A 15073-nucleotide genomic window follows, 5' to 3' on the forward strand; every position below is an offset into this window, starting at 1 on the left:
CCCGGCATGACTGTGAAGAGGACAATATGCAAAAGAGTCGGTTGATTCCCCCCAGGGATGCCCCCGAAGAGATAGCCCGACGGCTGGCGATCATCGCCGGGCAGCCGCAGCTGAACGCAATCCTCGGCATCAACCCGGAGGCGCAGGCCCAGGCGCACATCTGCCAGTCGCTGCGGCGTCGCGGCCAGCTGCTGGGGCCGCTACACGGCGTGCCGCTGATCGTCAAAGATAATATCGCCTGCACCGGACTGCCGATAACGGCAGGGTGTCAGGCCCTGGCCGCGCTTCGGTCCACAGGGGATGCGCTGGTGGTGCGCCGTCTGCGGGCTGCCGGGGCGATAATTCTGGCCCGGGCCAATATGTCCGAGTTTGCCTTCGACGTCCGCTCCCGCAGCTCCCTTGGCGGCGATGTACATCATCCGCTTTTCCCAGGCATCACGGCAGGCGGCTCCAGCGGTGGCAGCGCGGCGGCGGTAGCGGCAGGGATGGCGGAGGGGGCGTTAGGAACCGATACCGGCGGTTCGATCCGCATCCCGTGCAGCTATACCGGGCTGGTGGGGTTAAGACCGCGGGTGCGCAGGGTGCAAATGGAGGGCATCGCGCCGCTCTCTCTCAGTAAAGACACGGTGGGGCCGATGGTACATAGCGTGCAGGATGCGGCCCTGCTGCACTGGATTATTCACGGCCAGACGCCACGGACCCTTGAACCCGTTTCGCTGAAAGGGGTGCGTTTTGGGGTGCTCCGCACCCTGCAAGGGAGCGACTCACACCTGGGAGAGGTATGGCATGCCGCCCTCGCGCAGCTTGCGCGTCACGGCGCAACGCTTACGGAGATCGACCTGCCGATACTGCGCGACGTGGAGGAAGCAACCTGCCTGAGCCTGTTCGAATTTCGCGTGGGGTTCGATGCCTGGTTAAAGCGGCAGCCAGGGGCGCCGACGGATCTGCATGCGATTGTGGCATCCGGGCAATTTTTACCGGAGTTTTTGCCGCTGCTGACCCGGATGCTCGCCAGCGACAAACTAAAAACCCCGGCGTGGCGCGCCGAAAGAGAGCTGCGGCGTCGGCTGCGCCACACTCTTGGTCAGGTAGCTGAGCAGGCGGGAGTCGACGCTTACCTTTACCCAACGGTATGCCGTATACCTAACAGCCTGGAGAAGATGCCGCCCGGATGTGCGCCTGAGCTGGCGGCCATCAGCGGTTTCGCCGCGATCACGCTTCCTTGCGGCAGAACGTGCAGCGGCTTTCCCGTGGGGCTGGAAATTCTCTCTCCCGCAGCCGATGAATCTCCGCTGCTGGCGTTGGCCGCCGCCTGCGAAACCGCCTTTACTCCGCCATAAACGGCAATCGCCTGCGTACGCGGGAGGCGGGCTGAACGGCGGCTTTCGCCATCGCTTCGCCGATCTCCGCACAAGCCACCAGACCCTGGACAAAGGGACGATCGTGCATCAGATAGGGCAGGGCGCCGAAGGCGATGCGCCCGCGCAGGTACTCCGGTGCCAGCAAAGTGTAATCGTCGCCGACGTCGGGGATATCTTCTCCCGCAGAGACAAGCTGTTCGCGCAGGGAAGGGAACGGCAGGTCTTTGCTTTTCAGCGCTTTTTGCCCGCGGGCGTCGATAAAGGTATCAAAGATCCAGCGTTTACCCTCGGCGTGAATGACCGTCCGGGTCTCTTCTGCGGCCAGTTCATACTCATTGCCCAGCGCCTCGATGCTGATGATGCCCGCCTCGCGCAGGGCCAGCAGTCGGCGCACCGACCGTGAGGGGATCGCCGCATAATTGTCGATAAACACCCGCGCCAGCCCCGTTTTGAAACGTTCTCTGTCGGTCTCATCCAGGTAGGGCACAATCTTCTCCACAGCCTCATGCAGCCGCAACACGGTGTAGCGCCACGGCAACGTGCGGCGGTCCCGCTTGTTGCGCTCCACTTCATCCAGGTTAGAGACCGCCCAGCGGAACGGGCCATGCTTCTGGCGATCGGCAAACCAGGCGTCGCGGATGCTGTCGGCGGTGAGGATGTCCAGGGCGATCGCCTTGCTCCACTGCGGGTCGGCCTGCTTCAGCTCTTCAACCATCAGCCTGAACACCCGGTCGAGCAGGCCGGTGGTGCCCTGCTGGATCGCCGCCTCGATGGCCGTTTCCGTAACCACGGTTAAAGGCTCGTAAGGGATAGGACAGTAGAAATCGGCTTCGGGCAGGATGCCAGAGCGGGACATCAGCACAATCTTCAGCGCCTCGCTCTTCTCATCGAGCCGGTAGTGGATCTGCTCGTCATCGGTCTCAATGAATTTGCCATGCTGTACGGCGACGGCCATTGCCGCGTCCAGTCCGCTCAGGGAGGTACCTAAAATGCCCACCTTGCCCGCGCCGATACTGGCCTCCATCAGCCCGGACCAGGGGCTCGGGAAGAAGTCGCGTGGAGAGGTATCTTCGTCCGGCCAGACGTGGCCGGTGGCGATCACCGCCAGCTCGAACTGGTCAGGAGTGAGTTTGCCGTCGGTCCAGATGCTCACCCCCTCGGTGCTGGCCAGCAGATCGCTCACCTGACAGGACTCCTGGACGGTGATCTCGAAGCCCTGTTTTCGTGCCTGTGCGATGAGCGCCTGGAACTGGTCACGGAAATACTGGCCCAGCAGAATGCGCGGCAGGAACTGTCGGTCGTGCAGGGTGGATTTCTGCACGCCGTAGCGCGCAAGATGCGCCTCGCTCTGGGTGCGCAGCCACGCGAGGTAGGTGGAGAAAAGGGGCGGGATCTCAATGCTGGCGATGTTGGCCAGCATCATGCGCGAGTTATCTTCATCGCTATAGGGCATCCCGACGCCGGCCTCTTCAGCCTGTTCATAAACGGTAACGGAAAGCGGTGTATTCAGTTTCAGAAGAGAAAAGAGGGTATAGATCCCCGTGGGACCTGCTCCGACAATGGCAATTTTTTTCATTGTGTTTACCTGCTGTTTTTTTACCGAATCCATGGGAAAAATGCTATGCAGGTTAAGTGTGGTAGAAAACGGGTGATGAGCAACTCAGAAACGAAGCGAAAGTGATAAATCAGAGAAGAAGAGGGATTGCACCATTTCAGAACTGAAATGGTGCGTCCGAGTGGACTCGAACCACCGACCCCCACCATGTCAAGGTGGTGCTCTAACCAACTGAGCTACGGACGCAGAATGGTGCGTTCAATTGGACTCGAACCAACGACCCCCACCATGTCAAGGTGGTGCTCTAACCAACTGAGCTATGAACGCATTGTTGTGTGTGACAACGGGGACGGATATTAGCGGCAGTGGTCGCATGAGGCAAGAGGCAAACCGCAATTTTCTTTCAGATTTCACGCGATTGCTCTATTCCCGCGCAAAATGAAGAGAAAGTAGCCGCCCGCAGGCGGCTGGCGGGTGATTAACGTGCAGCGCGTTGCAAAATCACGCTGGATGGCTGGCGCTGTAAAAAACGCATGCGCAGCATCATCATAACGGCGGCGGAGGTCAGACCGATGATAAAGCCCATCCAGAAACCGGCCGGGCCCATACGATCCACCACCAGATCGGTGAGCGCCAGAATATAGCCGCTCGGCAGACCCAGCACCCAGTAGGCGATAAAGGTGATAAAGAAGATCGACCGCGTATCTTTATAACCTCGCAGCACGCCGCTGCCGATCACCTGGATTGAATCGGAAAGCTGGTACACGGCCGCGAGCAGCATCAGATGGGAGGCCAGCAGCACCACTTCCGGGTTATCGTTATAGAGCAGGGCAATCTGCTCGCGCAGCGTGACGGTGAACAGCGCGGTGCAGACGGCCATGCACATGCCTACGCCAATGCCGGTCCGGGCTGCGATTTGCGCATCCAGCGTGGAGCCCTGACCGAGGCGATAACCGACGCGAATGGTCACCGCGGCAGCAAGCGACAGCGGCAGAACGAACATCAGCGAGCTGAAGTTAAGGGCGATCTGGTGCCCGGCCACATCCACAATCCCCAGCGGGGAGACGAGCAGCGCGACCACCGCGAACAGCGTCACCTCGAAAAAGAGCGCCAGCGCGATAGGCAGGCCCAGCTGCACCAGACGTTTGACCACCTCCATGTCCGGCTGGCTGAAACCCGCTTTGTTACGGATATCACGCATGGAGCGGGCACGCTTCACATAAGAGAGCATGCCGAAGAACATCACCCAGTAGACTGCCGCCGTGGCAACACCGCAGCCGATGCCGCCCAGTTCAGGCATGCCGAAATGACCGTAAATAAAGATGTAGTTCACCGGAATATTGACCAGCAGGCCGATAAAGCCCATCACCATGCCCGGTTTGGTCTTCGCCAGACCTTCGCACTGATTACGCATCACCTGGAAGAATAAATAACCCGGCGTCCCCCAGAGAAGGGCGCGTAAATAGCCGACGGCTTTATCCGCCAGGGCCGGGTCAATATTGCGCATGGCGTGAATAATATAGCCCGCGTTCCATAGCACCAGCATGATCAACACCGAGACCAGACCGGCCAGCCAAAAGCCCTGACGGATCTGATGGGCGATGCGATCCCGCCGCCCGGAGCCGTTCAGCTGGGCAATCACTGGCGTCAAGGCCAGCAACAGGCCGTGGCCGAAGAGAATAGCCGGTAGCCAGATAGAGGTACCGATGGCTACCGCGGCCATATCGGTGGCGCTGTAACCACCCGCCATAACCGTATCGACGAACCCCATTGAGGTCTGGGCGATTTGCGCGAGTATCACCGGGATTGCCAGAGCTAATAACTGACGCGCTTCACTCATGTACTTCTGCACGTGAACACCTTTGGTTTTGTTGTTATTTGAATGCAAAAAAAGCCGCTGCGAAAAACAGCAAGAAGAAGATGCGGGGAATTCCAGCTATTGTAGCGGGGATAAGCTAATTATCTAGTGAAAAAATCGCCAGAAAAGGTGGGTACTGGCAACCTCTATTTTCAACTGTTATTGTGGTGAGATTAAACGGTGTTAACACCGAAGGAACAAACAGGAGTCGTAAGCATGTTTACTGGTATTGTGCAGGGCACCGCAAAACTGGTGTCCATTGATGAAAAACCCAACTTCCGCACCCATGTCGTCGCCCTGCCGGATGAGATGCTTGATGGGCTGGAGACCGGGGCATCGGTTGCACACAACGGTTGTTGCCTGACGGTGACCGAAATTAACGGTAATCTCATCAGCTTCGATTTAATGAAAGAGACGCTGCGCATTACCAATTTGGGCGACCTGGTTGAGGGCGATATTGTTAACGTGGAGCGCGCCGCGAAATTCAGCGACGAAATTGGCGGGCATTTAATGTCAGGCCATATTATGACCACCGCGGAAATCGCCAAAATCCTCACCTCAGAAAATAATCGTCAAATCTGGTTCAAGGTGCAGGATCCGTCATTGATGAAGTACATCCTCTATAAAGGTTTTATTGGCGTGGATGGCATCAGTCTGACCGTTGGTGAAGTAACGCCTACCCGATTCTGCGTCCACCTGATCCCGGAGACGCTGCAGCGCACCACCCTCGGCAGCAAAAAGCTGGGTCACAGAGTGAATATCGAAATCGATCCGCAAACCCAGGCGGTGGTGGATACCGTGGAGCGCGTACTGGCGGCCAAAGAGGCCGCCGCTATCCAGCAGACGCTCAACGACGCGTGATAAAAAAAGACCCCGGCAAGCCGGGGTCTTTTTTAGCGGGCCACCCGCAGACCGTGCTCCACACCGCGGCTGAATACCACCTGCCACAGCTGAATATCACGGGCGCGAAACGCACCGGCACAGGCATTCAGATAGTAGCTGAACATCCGTTTAAATCGTTCAGAATAGTTGTCGGCGATCTCCGGCCAGCTGGCAATGAAGCGCTCATGCCAGGCCATCAGCGTGGTATCGTAATCAGCGCCAAAATTATGCCAGTCCTCCATCACAAAATGGGCTTCGCTGGCGTTGGCAATCTGGCGAACTGAGGGTAAACAGCCATTCGGAAAGATGTACTTGTCTATCCAGGGATCGACGCGATGGTCGGTTTTTCTCGAACCAATGGTATGCAGCAGGAACAGGCCATCCGGCTTCAGGTTACGATCCACCACTTCAAAATAGGTGTTGTAGTTTTTTGGCCCCACGTGCTCGAACATCCCCACCGAGACAATACGGTCGAACTGATCGTTCAGATCGCGGTAATCCTGCAACAGGATAGTCACATCCAGCCCGGCGCAACGCGCCTGCGCCATGCGTTGCTGTTCCGCTGAAATGGTCACGCCGACTACGCTCACGCCATAGTGCTGCGCCATAAACTCTGCCAGACCACCCCAGCCGCAGCCGATATCCAGTACCCGCATACCGGGCTGTAGCTGCAGTTTTTCGCAGATGAGCCGCAGTTTATCCTGCTGCGCCTGCTCAAGCGTGGTGGCCTCTTTCCAGTAACCGCAGGAGTACTGCATCGCCGGATCGAGCATGCGGCTGAACAGGTCGTTGCCAAGATCGTAGTGCTCTTTGCCGACAATCCAGGCGCGCTTTTTACTTTGCAGGTTGAACAGACGGGCAGTGGCGATGCGAAGGGTATCCTTCAGGTGGCTGGGCAGCTGTGATTCCAGACCCGCGCGCAACACCTTGTGGAAAAAGATGTCCAGCCGTTCGCACTCCCACCAGCCGTCCATGTAGCTCTCGCCGAGACCCAGCGAGCCCTGCTTCAGGACGCGTTTAAAAAAATCGGGGTGTTTAATTTGTAAATCGGAGGATGCCGGGCCGTTGATGGTGATACCCGCGCGGCTCAGCAATTCATTGACTATCCGGAACCAGTCATCATTCCGGATGCTGACTTCTTCTATACACGATGAACTCATAGCTTCTCCATCACCTGATGTGATCAGAACCCATAAACAGCGTAGACGCTCTTTATGGAGAGTGAGAAATTTCACGGTGTGACCCGTGAGGCTAATATCCGACGTAGAACAGAGGAAGGGAGAGGACCCTTGCCGAAAGGCCATCCATGGTAAAACGGGAGCACTCCGGCTCCCGTTAACACTTAATATTTGTAGTATTTATCAGAACGCTTCAGTCAGTATAGGACTGATATCATGGTGATTCAACAAGATATTGTTAGCGCGCTAATTAACTATCCTGTCAGGCGTGGGAAGATTCGGCCTGCGGGCGCTCATCCTGCTGGCCCGCAGGGAGATACTGCATCCGATAGCCAAGCGCAGCCAGCACGACGGTTGCGACCATTACGCTGGTGGTGGTGAGCAACGGGGTAGCAATCAGCCAGGAGACCAGCAGGCTGGCGAGGAAGCAGAGTCCCAGTTGCAGGGTGTTCTGCAGCGCCGCCGCGCTGCCGGTCGCCTGCGGGAAGGGACGCAGCGCCTGCGCTACCACGATAGGGTAGATGGCACCGTTCGCCACTGCCATCAGGCAGAAGGGGGCTAGCAGCGCCGCCAGGCTGACGCCCGGAATAAACCCGATCGCCCAGGTGCCGATCACGCTCACGGCAAACAGGCCCAGCAGCCACGGCAGCATCTGGTGACCCGACCATTTTTGCAGGGCGGCGCGGCAGCCGTACCCCCCAATCAGGAAGGCGATGGTCTGCGGCACATAGCTCAGGCCAATCACCGCCGGGCTGTAGCCCATATCGTTGAGGATAAACGGCGAGCCGGTCAGCCAGGCGAAGAAGCTGGCGGAACAGGCAGCGTAGATCAGCACGTTACCGCGGTAGATCCGGGAGCGAAGCAGGGTAAAGAAGGTCACGCGGGAGGTTGGCTGCGCCTCTTTTACCGTCACTGGCTTCAGGAAAAAGGCCGGGAGCATCAGCACAAGGGTAATGGCAAACAGCACCGCAAAAATGGCCTGCCAGCTGAAATGGGCGAGGATCCAGCTGCCGAGCAGCGGTGCCAGCGCCGGCGACAAGCCAACCAGCGGCATGATGGTGGCGAAAATGCGGTTGGTTCGCGAGGCCGGGTAGTAATCGGTCACCAGCGCCTGCCATGTCACCGCCGCGGCGCAGACCCCCACCGCCTGGATGAAGCGCAGCACCAGCAGCCAGGTGGCGTCGCGTACCCACAGCATGCCGAGGCAGCCGAATGCAAAGATGGCTAAGCCAGCCAGCAGAACCGGCTTGCGTCCGAAGCGATCAGACATCGGTCCCCAGAGCAGCTGCGCGAAGGCAAAACCGGCCAGGAAGAGGCTCAGGCTGGCGCTGATGGCGGCAGCCGGGGTTTGCAGATCCGCCTGCATGATGGCGAATGCAGGCAGATACATATCGGTGGCGAGAAAGCCCAGCACGCTCAGGCCGCCGAGCCAGACTAAAAATCCTTTCCCGGGTTGCATTGTTTTATTGTCCTTATGGATGCAGGTTTAGGTAGCCGCTGAGTGTAGGCAGTGCAATCCCGCTTGTGAAACGTTAATATTTGGCGGTTGCATTCAAATTTTTTGCAGGCAGAAAATGTGGTCAGAATATTCCCTTGAAGTGGTGGATGCCGTTGCGCGTAACGGCAGCTTCAGCGGCGCGGCGCAGGAGCTACATCGCGTCCCGTCAGCCATCAGCTATACGGTGCGTCAGCTTGAGGAGTGGCTGGCGGTGCCGCTGTTTGAACGGCGTCACCGTGATGTGGAGCTGACGCCTGCAGGGCTGTGGTTTCTGAAGGAGGGGCGCTCTGTTATCAAAAAAATGCAGATCACCCGCGAACAGTGTCAGCAGATCGCCAACGGCTGGCGCGGGCATATCTCCATTGCGGTGGATAACATCGTTCGTCCCGAACGCACCCGTCAGATGATCGTCGACTTTTATCGCCACTTCGCTGACGTTGAGCTGCGGGTCTCCCAGGAGGTCTTTAACGGTGTCTGGGATGCGCTGGCGGACGGCAGGGTGGAGATGGCGATCGGCGCGACCCAGGCGATACCGGTGGGGGGACGCTACGCGTTTCGCGATATGGGGATGCTAAGCTGGGTCTGCGTGGTGGCCAGCCACCATCCGCTGGCCGCGCTTCCCGGCCCGCTCAGCGATGACACTCTGCGCAACTGGCCGTCGCTGGTGCGAGAAGATACCTCCCGCTCGCTGCCGAAACGGATCACCTGGCTGCTGGACAACCAACGGCGGATCGTCACCCCGGACTGGGAATCGTCTGCGACCTGCCTGTCGGCCGGGCTGTGCGTGGGGATGGTGCCGGTCCATTTTGCCCGGCCCTGGATAGACAGCGGCAAATGGGTGGAGCTGACGCTGGAAAACCCCTTCCCGGATGCGGCCTGCTGCCTCACCTGGCAACAAAACGACATGTCACCGGCGCTGGCGTGGCTGCTGGATTATCTGGGGGACAGTGAAACGATGAACAGGGAGTGGCTGCGGGAGCCAGAGGTACTGGCTCCCTGAGCGGATCAACGGCGGTAGTCGCGGAACGGGCCATCGGCGACGGAGCGGCGTTCGATCAAACGCGGGTGCACTTCAATGGACTGCGACTCTTCACGTTTGTTGACGATACGGTCGAGCAGCATGTTGAAGGCGGTCTCGCCCAGCGAATCTTTTGGCTGGTGGATGGTGGTCAGCGCCGGGGTGAAGAAACGGGCGTTGCGCACGTTATCATACCCGATCAGCGAAACGTCCTGCGGCACGCGCAGCCCCATCTCGTCAGCGGCACACAGGGCTCCCATCGCCATCACATCGCCGCCACAGAAAATAGCGGTTGGACGCGGCGTCTGGGAGAGGATCTGCTGCATGGCGCGATAGCCGGACTCCGGCTCAAAGTCGCCCTGGACGATCCAGTTTTCTGGCACCGTGATTAAGGCCTCTTCCATCGCTTTCATAAAACCGGCCAGACGACCGGCGCCGGTGTTGCGCTCCAGCGCGCCCGGGATGACGCCGATATCGCGATGACCGCGTTCGATCAGATAACGTCCGGCCATGTAGCCACCTTCAAAGGCGTTATCAATGACCGAGTCGGTGAAGTCGGCTTTCGCTTCGCCCCAGTCCATCACCACCATCGGGATGTTGCGATACTCTTCCAGCATCTTCAGCAGCGGCTCCGGGTATTCCGAGCACATCACCAGCAGGCCGTCGACGCGCTTTTGCGCCATCATCGACAGATAGGCCCGCTGCTTCTCCAGGCTGTTCCAGGCGTTGCCGAGGATCAGGGTATAACCTTTCTGGAAGCAGTTTTTCTCTACCGCTTCAATAATTTCTGCGAAGTAGGGGGCTTCGCTGCTGGTCGCCAGCAGGCCGATCGATTTGGTGTGGTTCACCTTGAGACTACGGGCGACGGCGCTCGGAGAATAGTGCAGCTCTTTGATCGCTGCCCAGACGTTGTTACGCGTCTCTTCCGCCACAAAGCGGGTTTTGTTAATAACATGTGATACGGTTGTAGTGGAAACGTTTGCGCGTTTCGCTACGTCTTTAATTGTTGCCATCAGATGTCACTCCAGACCATATCTTAAGCTCCTGAAAAACCAATAGGTAAACGTTTGCCTTCACTCGCCCTAATTGCGCAATTTGAATTGCGGTACGCCGGGAAAACGACACAGGACGTCAGGAGGGGGTCAATGGCCGGTACGCTAATAAATTTAGCGTGGAATTTTGGCTGATCTTGACCAAAAGGGGAAGAGTAAAAATCGATATCATTCTAAATCCAGCAAGATTTTTACCCTGAACTGTGCAAAAATGAGCAAGCTCACTCTTCGTAGGGTGATTAAAAGGAGAAAAATTGATGAGTACCGATCTTAAGTTTTCGCTGATTACCACCGTTATTGTTCTGGGTCTGATCGTTGCCAGCGGACTGACGGCTGCGCTGCACTGATATTTGCGAGGGAGTTAACGCTCCCTCGTCTCCTTACTCTCATTGTTACGCTTCTTGCAAAAATCTTTTGCCAAATTGTTAACTTCTCATTTTTTGTGATTGATGTCATGCTTTCGCCTTCATTGTTCTGTGTCGCCTGACGACACGGTATCCGGAGTTGAAGTATGAAAATCAATTTTCCGCTGCTGGCCCTGGCCATTGGCGCATTTGGCATCGGCACCACCGAGTTTTCTCCAATGGGACTGCTACCGGTTATCGCCCGGGGTGTGGATGTCTCTATTCCCGCTGCGGGCATGTTAATCAGCGCCTACGCTATCGGCGTAATGGTAGGGGCGCCGCTGATGACCTTGCTGCTTTCCCATCGCGGTCGTCGTAATGCGCTGATCTTCCTGATGGCGATCTTTACCGTCGGTAACGTGCTGTCGGCGCTCTCCCCGGATTACACCACCCTGTTGCTGTCGCGTATTTTGACCAGCCTTAATCACGGCGCCTTCTTTGGCCTCGGGTCGGTGGTCGCCGCAAGCGTGGTGCCGAAGCATAAACAGGCCAGCGCCGTAGCAACCATGTTTATGGGGCTCACCATCGCCAACATTGGCGGCGTACCTGCCGCAACGTGGATGGGCGAAGCTATCGGCTGGCGGATGTCCTTCCTGGCGACGGCGCTTCTGGGCGTGGTCTCGATGGTCGCGCTCTTCTTCTCCCTCCCTGCGGGCGGCGCGGGCGAAAAGCCGGAGTTGCGCAAGGAGCTGGCGGTGCTGATGCGCCCGCAGGTGCTTTCCGCCTTGCTGACCACGGTGCTGGGCGCCGGAGCGATGTTCACCCTCTACACCTACATTGCGCCCGTTCTGCATGACATTAACCAGGCGACGCCTGCTTTTGTTACCGCGATGCTGGTGCTGATTGGCGTCGGTTTCTCGCTCGGCAACTTCCTGGGCGGCAAGCTGGCGGACCGCTCCGTAAGCGGCACCCTGAAAGGCTTTTTACTGCTGCTGATCGCGATTATGGTGGCGATCCCGTGGCTGGCACGTAATGAAGTGGGGGCGGCGTTCGCGATGGTGGTATGGGGGATGGCGACCTTTGCGGTGGTACCGCCGCTGCAAATGCGCGTGATGCGCGTGGCAAGCGATGCGCCAGGGTTATCCTCTTCCGTCAATATCGGGGCGTTTAACCTGGGGAATGCGCTGGGTGCGGCGGCAGGTGGTGCGGTGATCTCAGGCGGGCTGGGGTACAGCTTTGTTCCGGTGATGGGAGCCATCATTGCCGCGCTGGGACTTCTGCTGGTGCTAATGGCCGACAGAAAACAACCTGAACCGGTTTGCGCCGCCGAATAACACCAAAACGCAGAAGGCCCGGCCTTCTGCGTTTTTTGTTATGCCGCGAAGTTCTTCGCAACAAATTCCCAGTTTACCAGCGCCCAGAAGTGCTCAAGGTAGTTCGGGCGCGCATTACGGTAATCGATGTAGTAGGCGTGTTCCCATACATCCACCGTTAACAGCGGGGTAGCGTTGCTGGTCAACGGCGTGCCCGCATTGGACGTGGAAACGATGGCTAGCTTCCCGTCCGCCTCTTTCACCAGCCAGGTCCAGCCTGCGCCAAAGTTTTTCACCGCGGCGTCGGTAAACTTCGCTTTAAATTCCGCAAAGCTGCCAAAGGTGGCGGTGATGGCGTTAGCCAGATCACCCGTCGGTTCGCCACCGGCCTGAGGCGCCAGGCAGTGCCAGTAGAAGGTGTGGTTCCACACCTGGGCGGCGTTATTGAAGATGCCGCCCTCAGAACTACGCACGATCTCTTCCAGGGTTTTCCCTTCAAATGGGGTGCCGGCGATCAGGTTATTCAGGTTGGTGACATAGGTCTGGTGGTGTTTGCCGTAGTGATACTCCAGGGTTTCCGCAGAAATATGCGGGGCCAGGGCGTCTTTTGCATACGGTAATGCAGGTAATTCAAACGACATTGCTTCTCTCCTTATTATAGTGAACCATCCAATAACCATATTGAATGTAAGGATAGAGTAGCAAATTGAAAGACCCTACAAAAGAGGAACTTACCCCGCAGGCTTACCCGCGGGGTAGGGGGTTAACGCAGCGTGCTGGGCTTCATCACGCGGCGAGCGCCAACGTAATGGCGCTGCCAGTAGTCTTCGCTCAGGGAGGTGATCTGAATATCCTGGCCGGTGCGCGGCGACTGAATAAATTTGCCGTTGCCAACGTAAACACCAACGTGATCGGCGGTGCCGCGACCCTGGGTGCGGAAGAACACCAGATCGCCGCTTTCGAGCTCACCGCGATCTACCGGGGAGGCGTCACGCAGATGGTACATTTCGTTGGCGGTGCGCGGAATGCGGAACTTCACCAGATCTTTATAGGCGTAATAGACCAGACCACTGCAGTCGAAACCGGTACGCGGTGAGCTGCCGCCCCAGCGATACGGTTTACCAATCTGGCCCATCAGCTTATTTAACGCCGTTTTCTGCGCTTTTTGCACCCGGACTTTGTGCGCTTCGGCAAGGGTCGTGGTCTTGCTGGTTTTCACGCACTGCGCTTTACGTCCTTTACGGGATGTACATTTTTCTGTCACAACGCGGGAAGCGGTTTGAGTTGTACGGGGCGCGCTGCGGGAGGAATTTTTGCTTTTCTTACTGGAGGTGGCTGGCTGTGTTTTAGCGAGGCTGCTTTTTTTGCTGCTGCTCTTTTTACTGGCGGTGCTTTTTTTGCTGGTGCTCTCTTTTTTCGTGGTTTTGCTGGTGCTGCTTTTTTTCTTCGGTTCGGTGGCTTTTGCCAGATGCGTTTTGTGGGCGGCAGAAGGCCGCGCCTGCTCTGAGGCGTTTGCCACCGGCGTGAAGGTGAGAGATGAAAACAGCAAAGCACAGAGCGTGATCGAGAATTTATTTATTCGCGCCACTGGGCATTCCCCTGGTAATAGCTGGATATAAATTATCCTGCGTCTGATTTACAAAACTTGTCGATTCTAATCTATAAAAAGCCCCTGCGTTAATAAACTTTTTGCATCTAAAACTGCGTTTCGTTAGCAAGTGCAAAAAATCGGAATTTCAACCGGTTGATTTGTACATTCGCTGAGCAAAGACGCAGGGGGGAACGGGATAAGGTAGTTTTACAATGCAACTTTACGCCACGTTCGGTAAAATCATATACGTGACGAAAATGTTATTTTCCGTAGTCGGCCTGAAACGCTACAATGTCAGACTATTGCCGTAACAGAAGTAAAAGGAAGCAAGACATGAGCACTACTATTGAAAAAATTCAGCAGCAGATTGCTGAAAACCCGATCCTGCTGTACATGAAAGGTTCTCCGAAACTGCCTAGCTGTGGTTTCTCCGCTCAGGCGGTGCAGGCGCTCTCTGCCTGTGGCGAACGTTTTGCTTACGTTGATATTCTGCAGAACCCGGATATCCGCGCTGAGCTGCCAAAATACGCTAACTGGCCGACCTTCCCGCAGCTGTGGGTTGACGGTGAACTGGTTGGCGGTTGCGACATCCTGATTGAGATGTATCAGCGCGGCGAACTGCAGCAGCTGATTAAAGAGACGGCTGCGAAGTACAAATCTGAAGAGCCAGGCGCCGAGTAATCTCGCGCACGGTAAATAAAAAAGCGACCTTCCGGTCGCTTTTTTTATGCGTTGTTGCCAACATCTGGCAGCGGCCAGCCGCCGAGACGCTTCCAGCGGTTAACGATTTCGCAAAACAGTTCCGCCGTGCGTTCGGTATCGTACAGGGCGGAGTGCGCCTGTGTGCCGTCAAAATCGATACCGGCGGTAATACAGGCTTTCGACAGCACGGTTTGCCCCAGCGCCAGCCCGCTTAAGGCCGCGGTATCGAAGGTCACAAACGGGTGAAACGGATTACGTTTCAGCGACGCGCGCTCGGCGGCAGCCATCATAAAGCTGTGATCGAAGGTGGCATTGTGCGCCACCATGATTGCGCGATTACAGTTCTGCTCTTTCATGCCCTTGCGCACCATTTTAAAGATGGCATGCAGCGCGTCATATTCACTCACTGCCCCACGCAGCGGGTTATGCGGATCAATACCATTAAATGCCAGCGCCTCAGGCTGCAGGTTCGCTCCTTCAAAAGGTTCAACGTGAAAATGCAGCGTGGAATCCGGCAGCAAATTGCCCTGTTCATCCATCTTCAACGTGATGGCGGCAATTTCCAACAGCGCATCGGTTTTGGCGTTAAATCCAGCAGTTTCGACATCAATCACGACAGGATAAAAACCACGAAAACGGTCGCACAGACCGGTAAGTTGAGCGTTATCGGACATCTGGATCTCTTACAAGGGGAAAAAAGCAGTGCGTATTATGGCAAATT

At 57.0% G+C, this 15073-nt stretch carries 14 protein-coding genes and 2 tRNA genes; 6 read left to right on the top strand and 10 right to left on the bottom strand.

What is annotated here, in order from left to right; all coding sequences use genetic code 11:
* Positions 1-26 precede the first annotated feature (26 nt).
* Positions 27-1340, top strand: a complete 1314-nt coding sequence (locus GNG26_RS09545; RefSeq protein WP_156238514.1) for an amidase family protein — start codon at positions 27-29, stop codon at positions 1338-1340.
* Here the strand turns inward: GNG26_RS09545 and GNG26_RS09550 are convergent.
* The 4 genes from GNG26_RS09550 to mdtK all read right to left on the bottom strand — a co-directional run bounded on the left by GNG26_RS09550 (position 1327) and on the right by mdtK (position 4768).
* Positions 1327-2937, bottom strand: a complete 1611-nt coding sequence (locus GNG26_RS09550) for an FAD-NAD(P)-binding protein (RefSeq protein ID WP_156238515.1) — start codon at positions 2935-2937, stop codon at positions 1327-1329. The two genes, GNG26_RS09545 and GNG26_RS09550, sit on opposite strands and share 14 nt — an antisense overlap.
* Positions 2938-3085: 148 nt before the next feature.
* Positions 3086-3162 (bottom strand) — tRNA-Val (locus GNG26_RS09555).
* Positions 3163-3166: 4 nt separating this feature from the next.
* Positions 3167-3243 (bottom strand) — tRNA-Val (locus GNG26_RS09560).
* Positions 3244-3394: 151 nt separating this feature from the next.
* Positions 3395-4768 carry an MdtK family multidrug efflux MATE transporter gene (gene mdtK, locus GNG26_RS09565; RefSeq protein ID WP_103823931.1) on the bottom strand — a complete coding sequence of 458 codons (1374 nt, stop codon included), beginning with the start codon at positions 4766-4768 and terminating at the stop codon, positions 3395-3397.
* A 222-nt stretch (positions 4769-4990) separates the two neighbouring features.
* Between mdtK and GNG26_RS09570 the strand changes: the two genes are divergently transcribed.
* Entirely contained in the window at positions 4991-5635 is a 645-nt protein-coding gene (locus tag GNG26_RS09570) for a riboflavin synthase subunit alpha (protein ID WP_114315188.1), read from the top strand.
* A gap of 32 nt (positions 5636-5667) precedes the next feature.
* Here the strand turns inward: GNG26_RS09570 and cfa are convergent, their stop codons facing one another.
* Together cfa and punC are read right to left on the bottom strand one after the other, a co-directional pair.
* Positions 5668-6816 carry a cyclopropane fatty acyl phospholipid synthase gene (cfa, locus tag GNG26_RS09575; RefSeq protein WP_103823901.1) on the bottom strand — a complete coding sequence of 383 codons (1149 nt, stop codon included), beginning with the start codon at positions 6814-6816 and terminating at the stop codon, positions 5668-5670.
* A gap of 280 nt (positions 6817-7096) precedes the next feature.
* On the bottom strand, positions 7097-8293 hold the full coding sequence (gene punC, locus GNG26_RS09580; protein WP_156238516.1) for a purine nucleoside transporter PunC: 1197 nt from the start codon (positions 8291-8293) through the stop codon (positions 7097-7099).
* A 115-nt stretch (positions 8294-8408) separates the two neighbouring features.
* Between punC and punR the strand changes: the two genes are divergently transcribed.
* Complete coding sequence (gene punR, locus GNG26_RS09585) at positions 8409-9332, top strand: DNA-binding transcriptional activator PunR (protein WP_103179355.1); 924 nt, start codon at positions 8409-8411, stop codon at positions 9330-9332.
* Between the two features lie 5 nt (positions 9333-9337).
* On the opposite strand, the gene purR is transcribed toward punR, so the two are convergent.
* Entirely contained in the window at positions 9338-10363 is a 1026-nt protein-coding gene (gene purR / locus GNG26_RS09590) for an HTH-type transcriptional repressor PurR (protein WP_103179356.1), read from the bottom strand.
* A gap of 296 nt (positions 10364-10659) precedes the next feature.
* On the opposite strand from purR, the gene GNG26_RS09595 reads away from it, so the two are divergent.
* The gene (locus tag GNG26_RS09595; RefSeq protein WP_103179357.1) at positions 10660-10749 is read left to right on the top strand and encodes a YnhF family membrane protein; all 90 of its coding nucleotides are present in this window, start codon (positions 10660-10662) and stop codon (positions 10747-10749) included.
* A 164-nt stretch (positions 10750-10913) separates the two neighbouring features.
* Entirely contained in the window at positions 10914-12080 is a 1167-nt protein-coding gene (locus tag GNG26_RS09600) for an MFS transporter (RefSeq protein ID WP_156238517.1), read from the top strand.
* Between the two features lie 38 nt (positions 12081-12118).
* Here the strand turns inward: GNG26_RS09600 and sodB are convergent, their stop codons facing one another.
* Entirely contained in the window at positions 12119-12700 is a 582-nt protein-coding gene (sodB, locus tag GNG26_RS09605; RefSeq protein WP_156238518.1) for a superoxide dismutase [Fe], read from the bottom strand.
* Positions 12701-12822: 122 nt separating this feature from the next.
* Positions 12823-13647 (bottom strand): C40 family peptidase, encoded by an 825-nt coding sequence (locus GNG26_RS09610; RefSeq protein WP_156238519.1) that lies wholly within the window; start codon positions 13645-13647, stop codon positions 12823-12825.
* A 336-nt stretch (positions 13648-13983) separates the two neighbouring features.
* On the opposite strand from GNG26_RS09610, the gene grxD reads away from it, so the two are divergent.
* Complete coding sequence (gene grxD / locus GNG26_RS09615; protein WP_032617810.1) at positions 13984-14331, top strand: monothiol glutaredoxin 4; 348 nt, start codon at positions 13984-13986, stop codon at positions 14329-14331.
* 44 nt (positions 14332-14375) lie between these two features.
* Here the strand turns inward: grxD and rnt are convergent, their stop codons facing one another.
* On the bottom strand, positions 14376-15026 hold the full coding sequence (rnt, locus tag GNG26_RS09620) for a ribonuclease T (RefSeq protein ID WP_114315182.1): 651 nt from the start codon (positions 15024-15026) through the stop codon (positions 14376-14378).
* Between the last annotated feature and the right edge of the window lie 47 nt (positions 15027-15073).

The organism is Leclercia sp. J807, assembly GCF_009734465.1.
In the GTDB taxonomy this organism is placed as follows: Bacteria; Pseudomonadota; Gammaproteobacteria; order Enterobacterales; family Enterobacteriaceae; genus Enterobacter.

What these genes read in the sequence shown, in the direction of transcription:
- rnt (WP_114315182.1), bottom strand. Translation starts at nt 15,026, where the DNA reads ATGTCCGATAACGCTCAACTTACCGGTCTGTGCGACCGTTTTCGTGGT.
- GNG26_RS09570 (WP_114315188.1), top strand. Translation starts at nt 4,991, where the DNA reads ATGTTTACTGGTATTGTGCAGGGCACCGCAAAACTGGTGTCCATTGAT.
- GNG26_RS09595 (WP_103179357.1), top strand. Translation starts at nt 10,660, where the DNA reads ATGAGTACCGATCTTAAGTTTTCGCTGATTACCACCGTTATTGTTCTG.
- GNG26_RS09600 (WP_156238517.1), top strand. Translation starts at nt 10,914, where the DNA reads ATGAAAATCAATTTTCCGCTGCTGGCCCTGGCCATTGGCGCATTTGGC.
- GNG26_RS09545 (WP_156238514.1), top strand. Translation starts at nt 27, where the DNA reads ATGCAAAAGAGTCGGTTGATTCCCCCCAGGGATGCCCCCGAAGAGATA.
- cfa (WP_103823901.1), bottom strand. Translation starts at nt 6,816, where the DNA reads ATGAGTTCATCGTGTATAGAAGAAGTCAGCATCCGGAATGATGACTGG.
- sodB (WP_156238518.1), bottom strand. Translation starts at nt 12,700, where the DNA reads ATGTCGTTTGAATTACCTGCATTACCGTATGCAAAAGACGCCCTGGCC.
- grxD (WP_032617810.1), top strand. Translation starts at nt 13,984, where the DNA reads ATGAGCACTACTATTGAAAAAATTCAGCAGCAGATTGCTGAAAACCCG.
- punC (WP_156238516.1), bottom strand. Translation starts at nt 8,293, where the DNA reads ATGCAACCCGGGAAAGGATTTTTAGTCTGGCTCGGCGGCCTGAGCGTG.
- punR (WP_103179355.1), top strand. Translation starts at nt 8,409, where the DNA reads ATGTGGTCAGAATATTCCCTTGAAGTGGTGGATGCCGTTGCGCGTAAC.
- GNG26_RS09550 (WP_156238515.1), bottom strand. Translation starts at nt 2,937, where the DNA reads ATGAAAAAAATTGCCATTGTCGGAGCAGGTCCCACGGGGATCTATACC.
- purR (WP_103179356.1), bottom strand. Translation starts at nt 10,363, where the DNA reads ATGGCAACAATTAAAGACGTAGCGAAACGCGCAAACGTTTCCACTACA.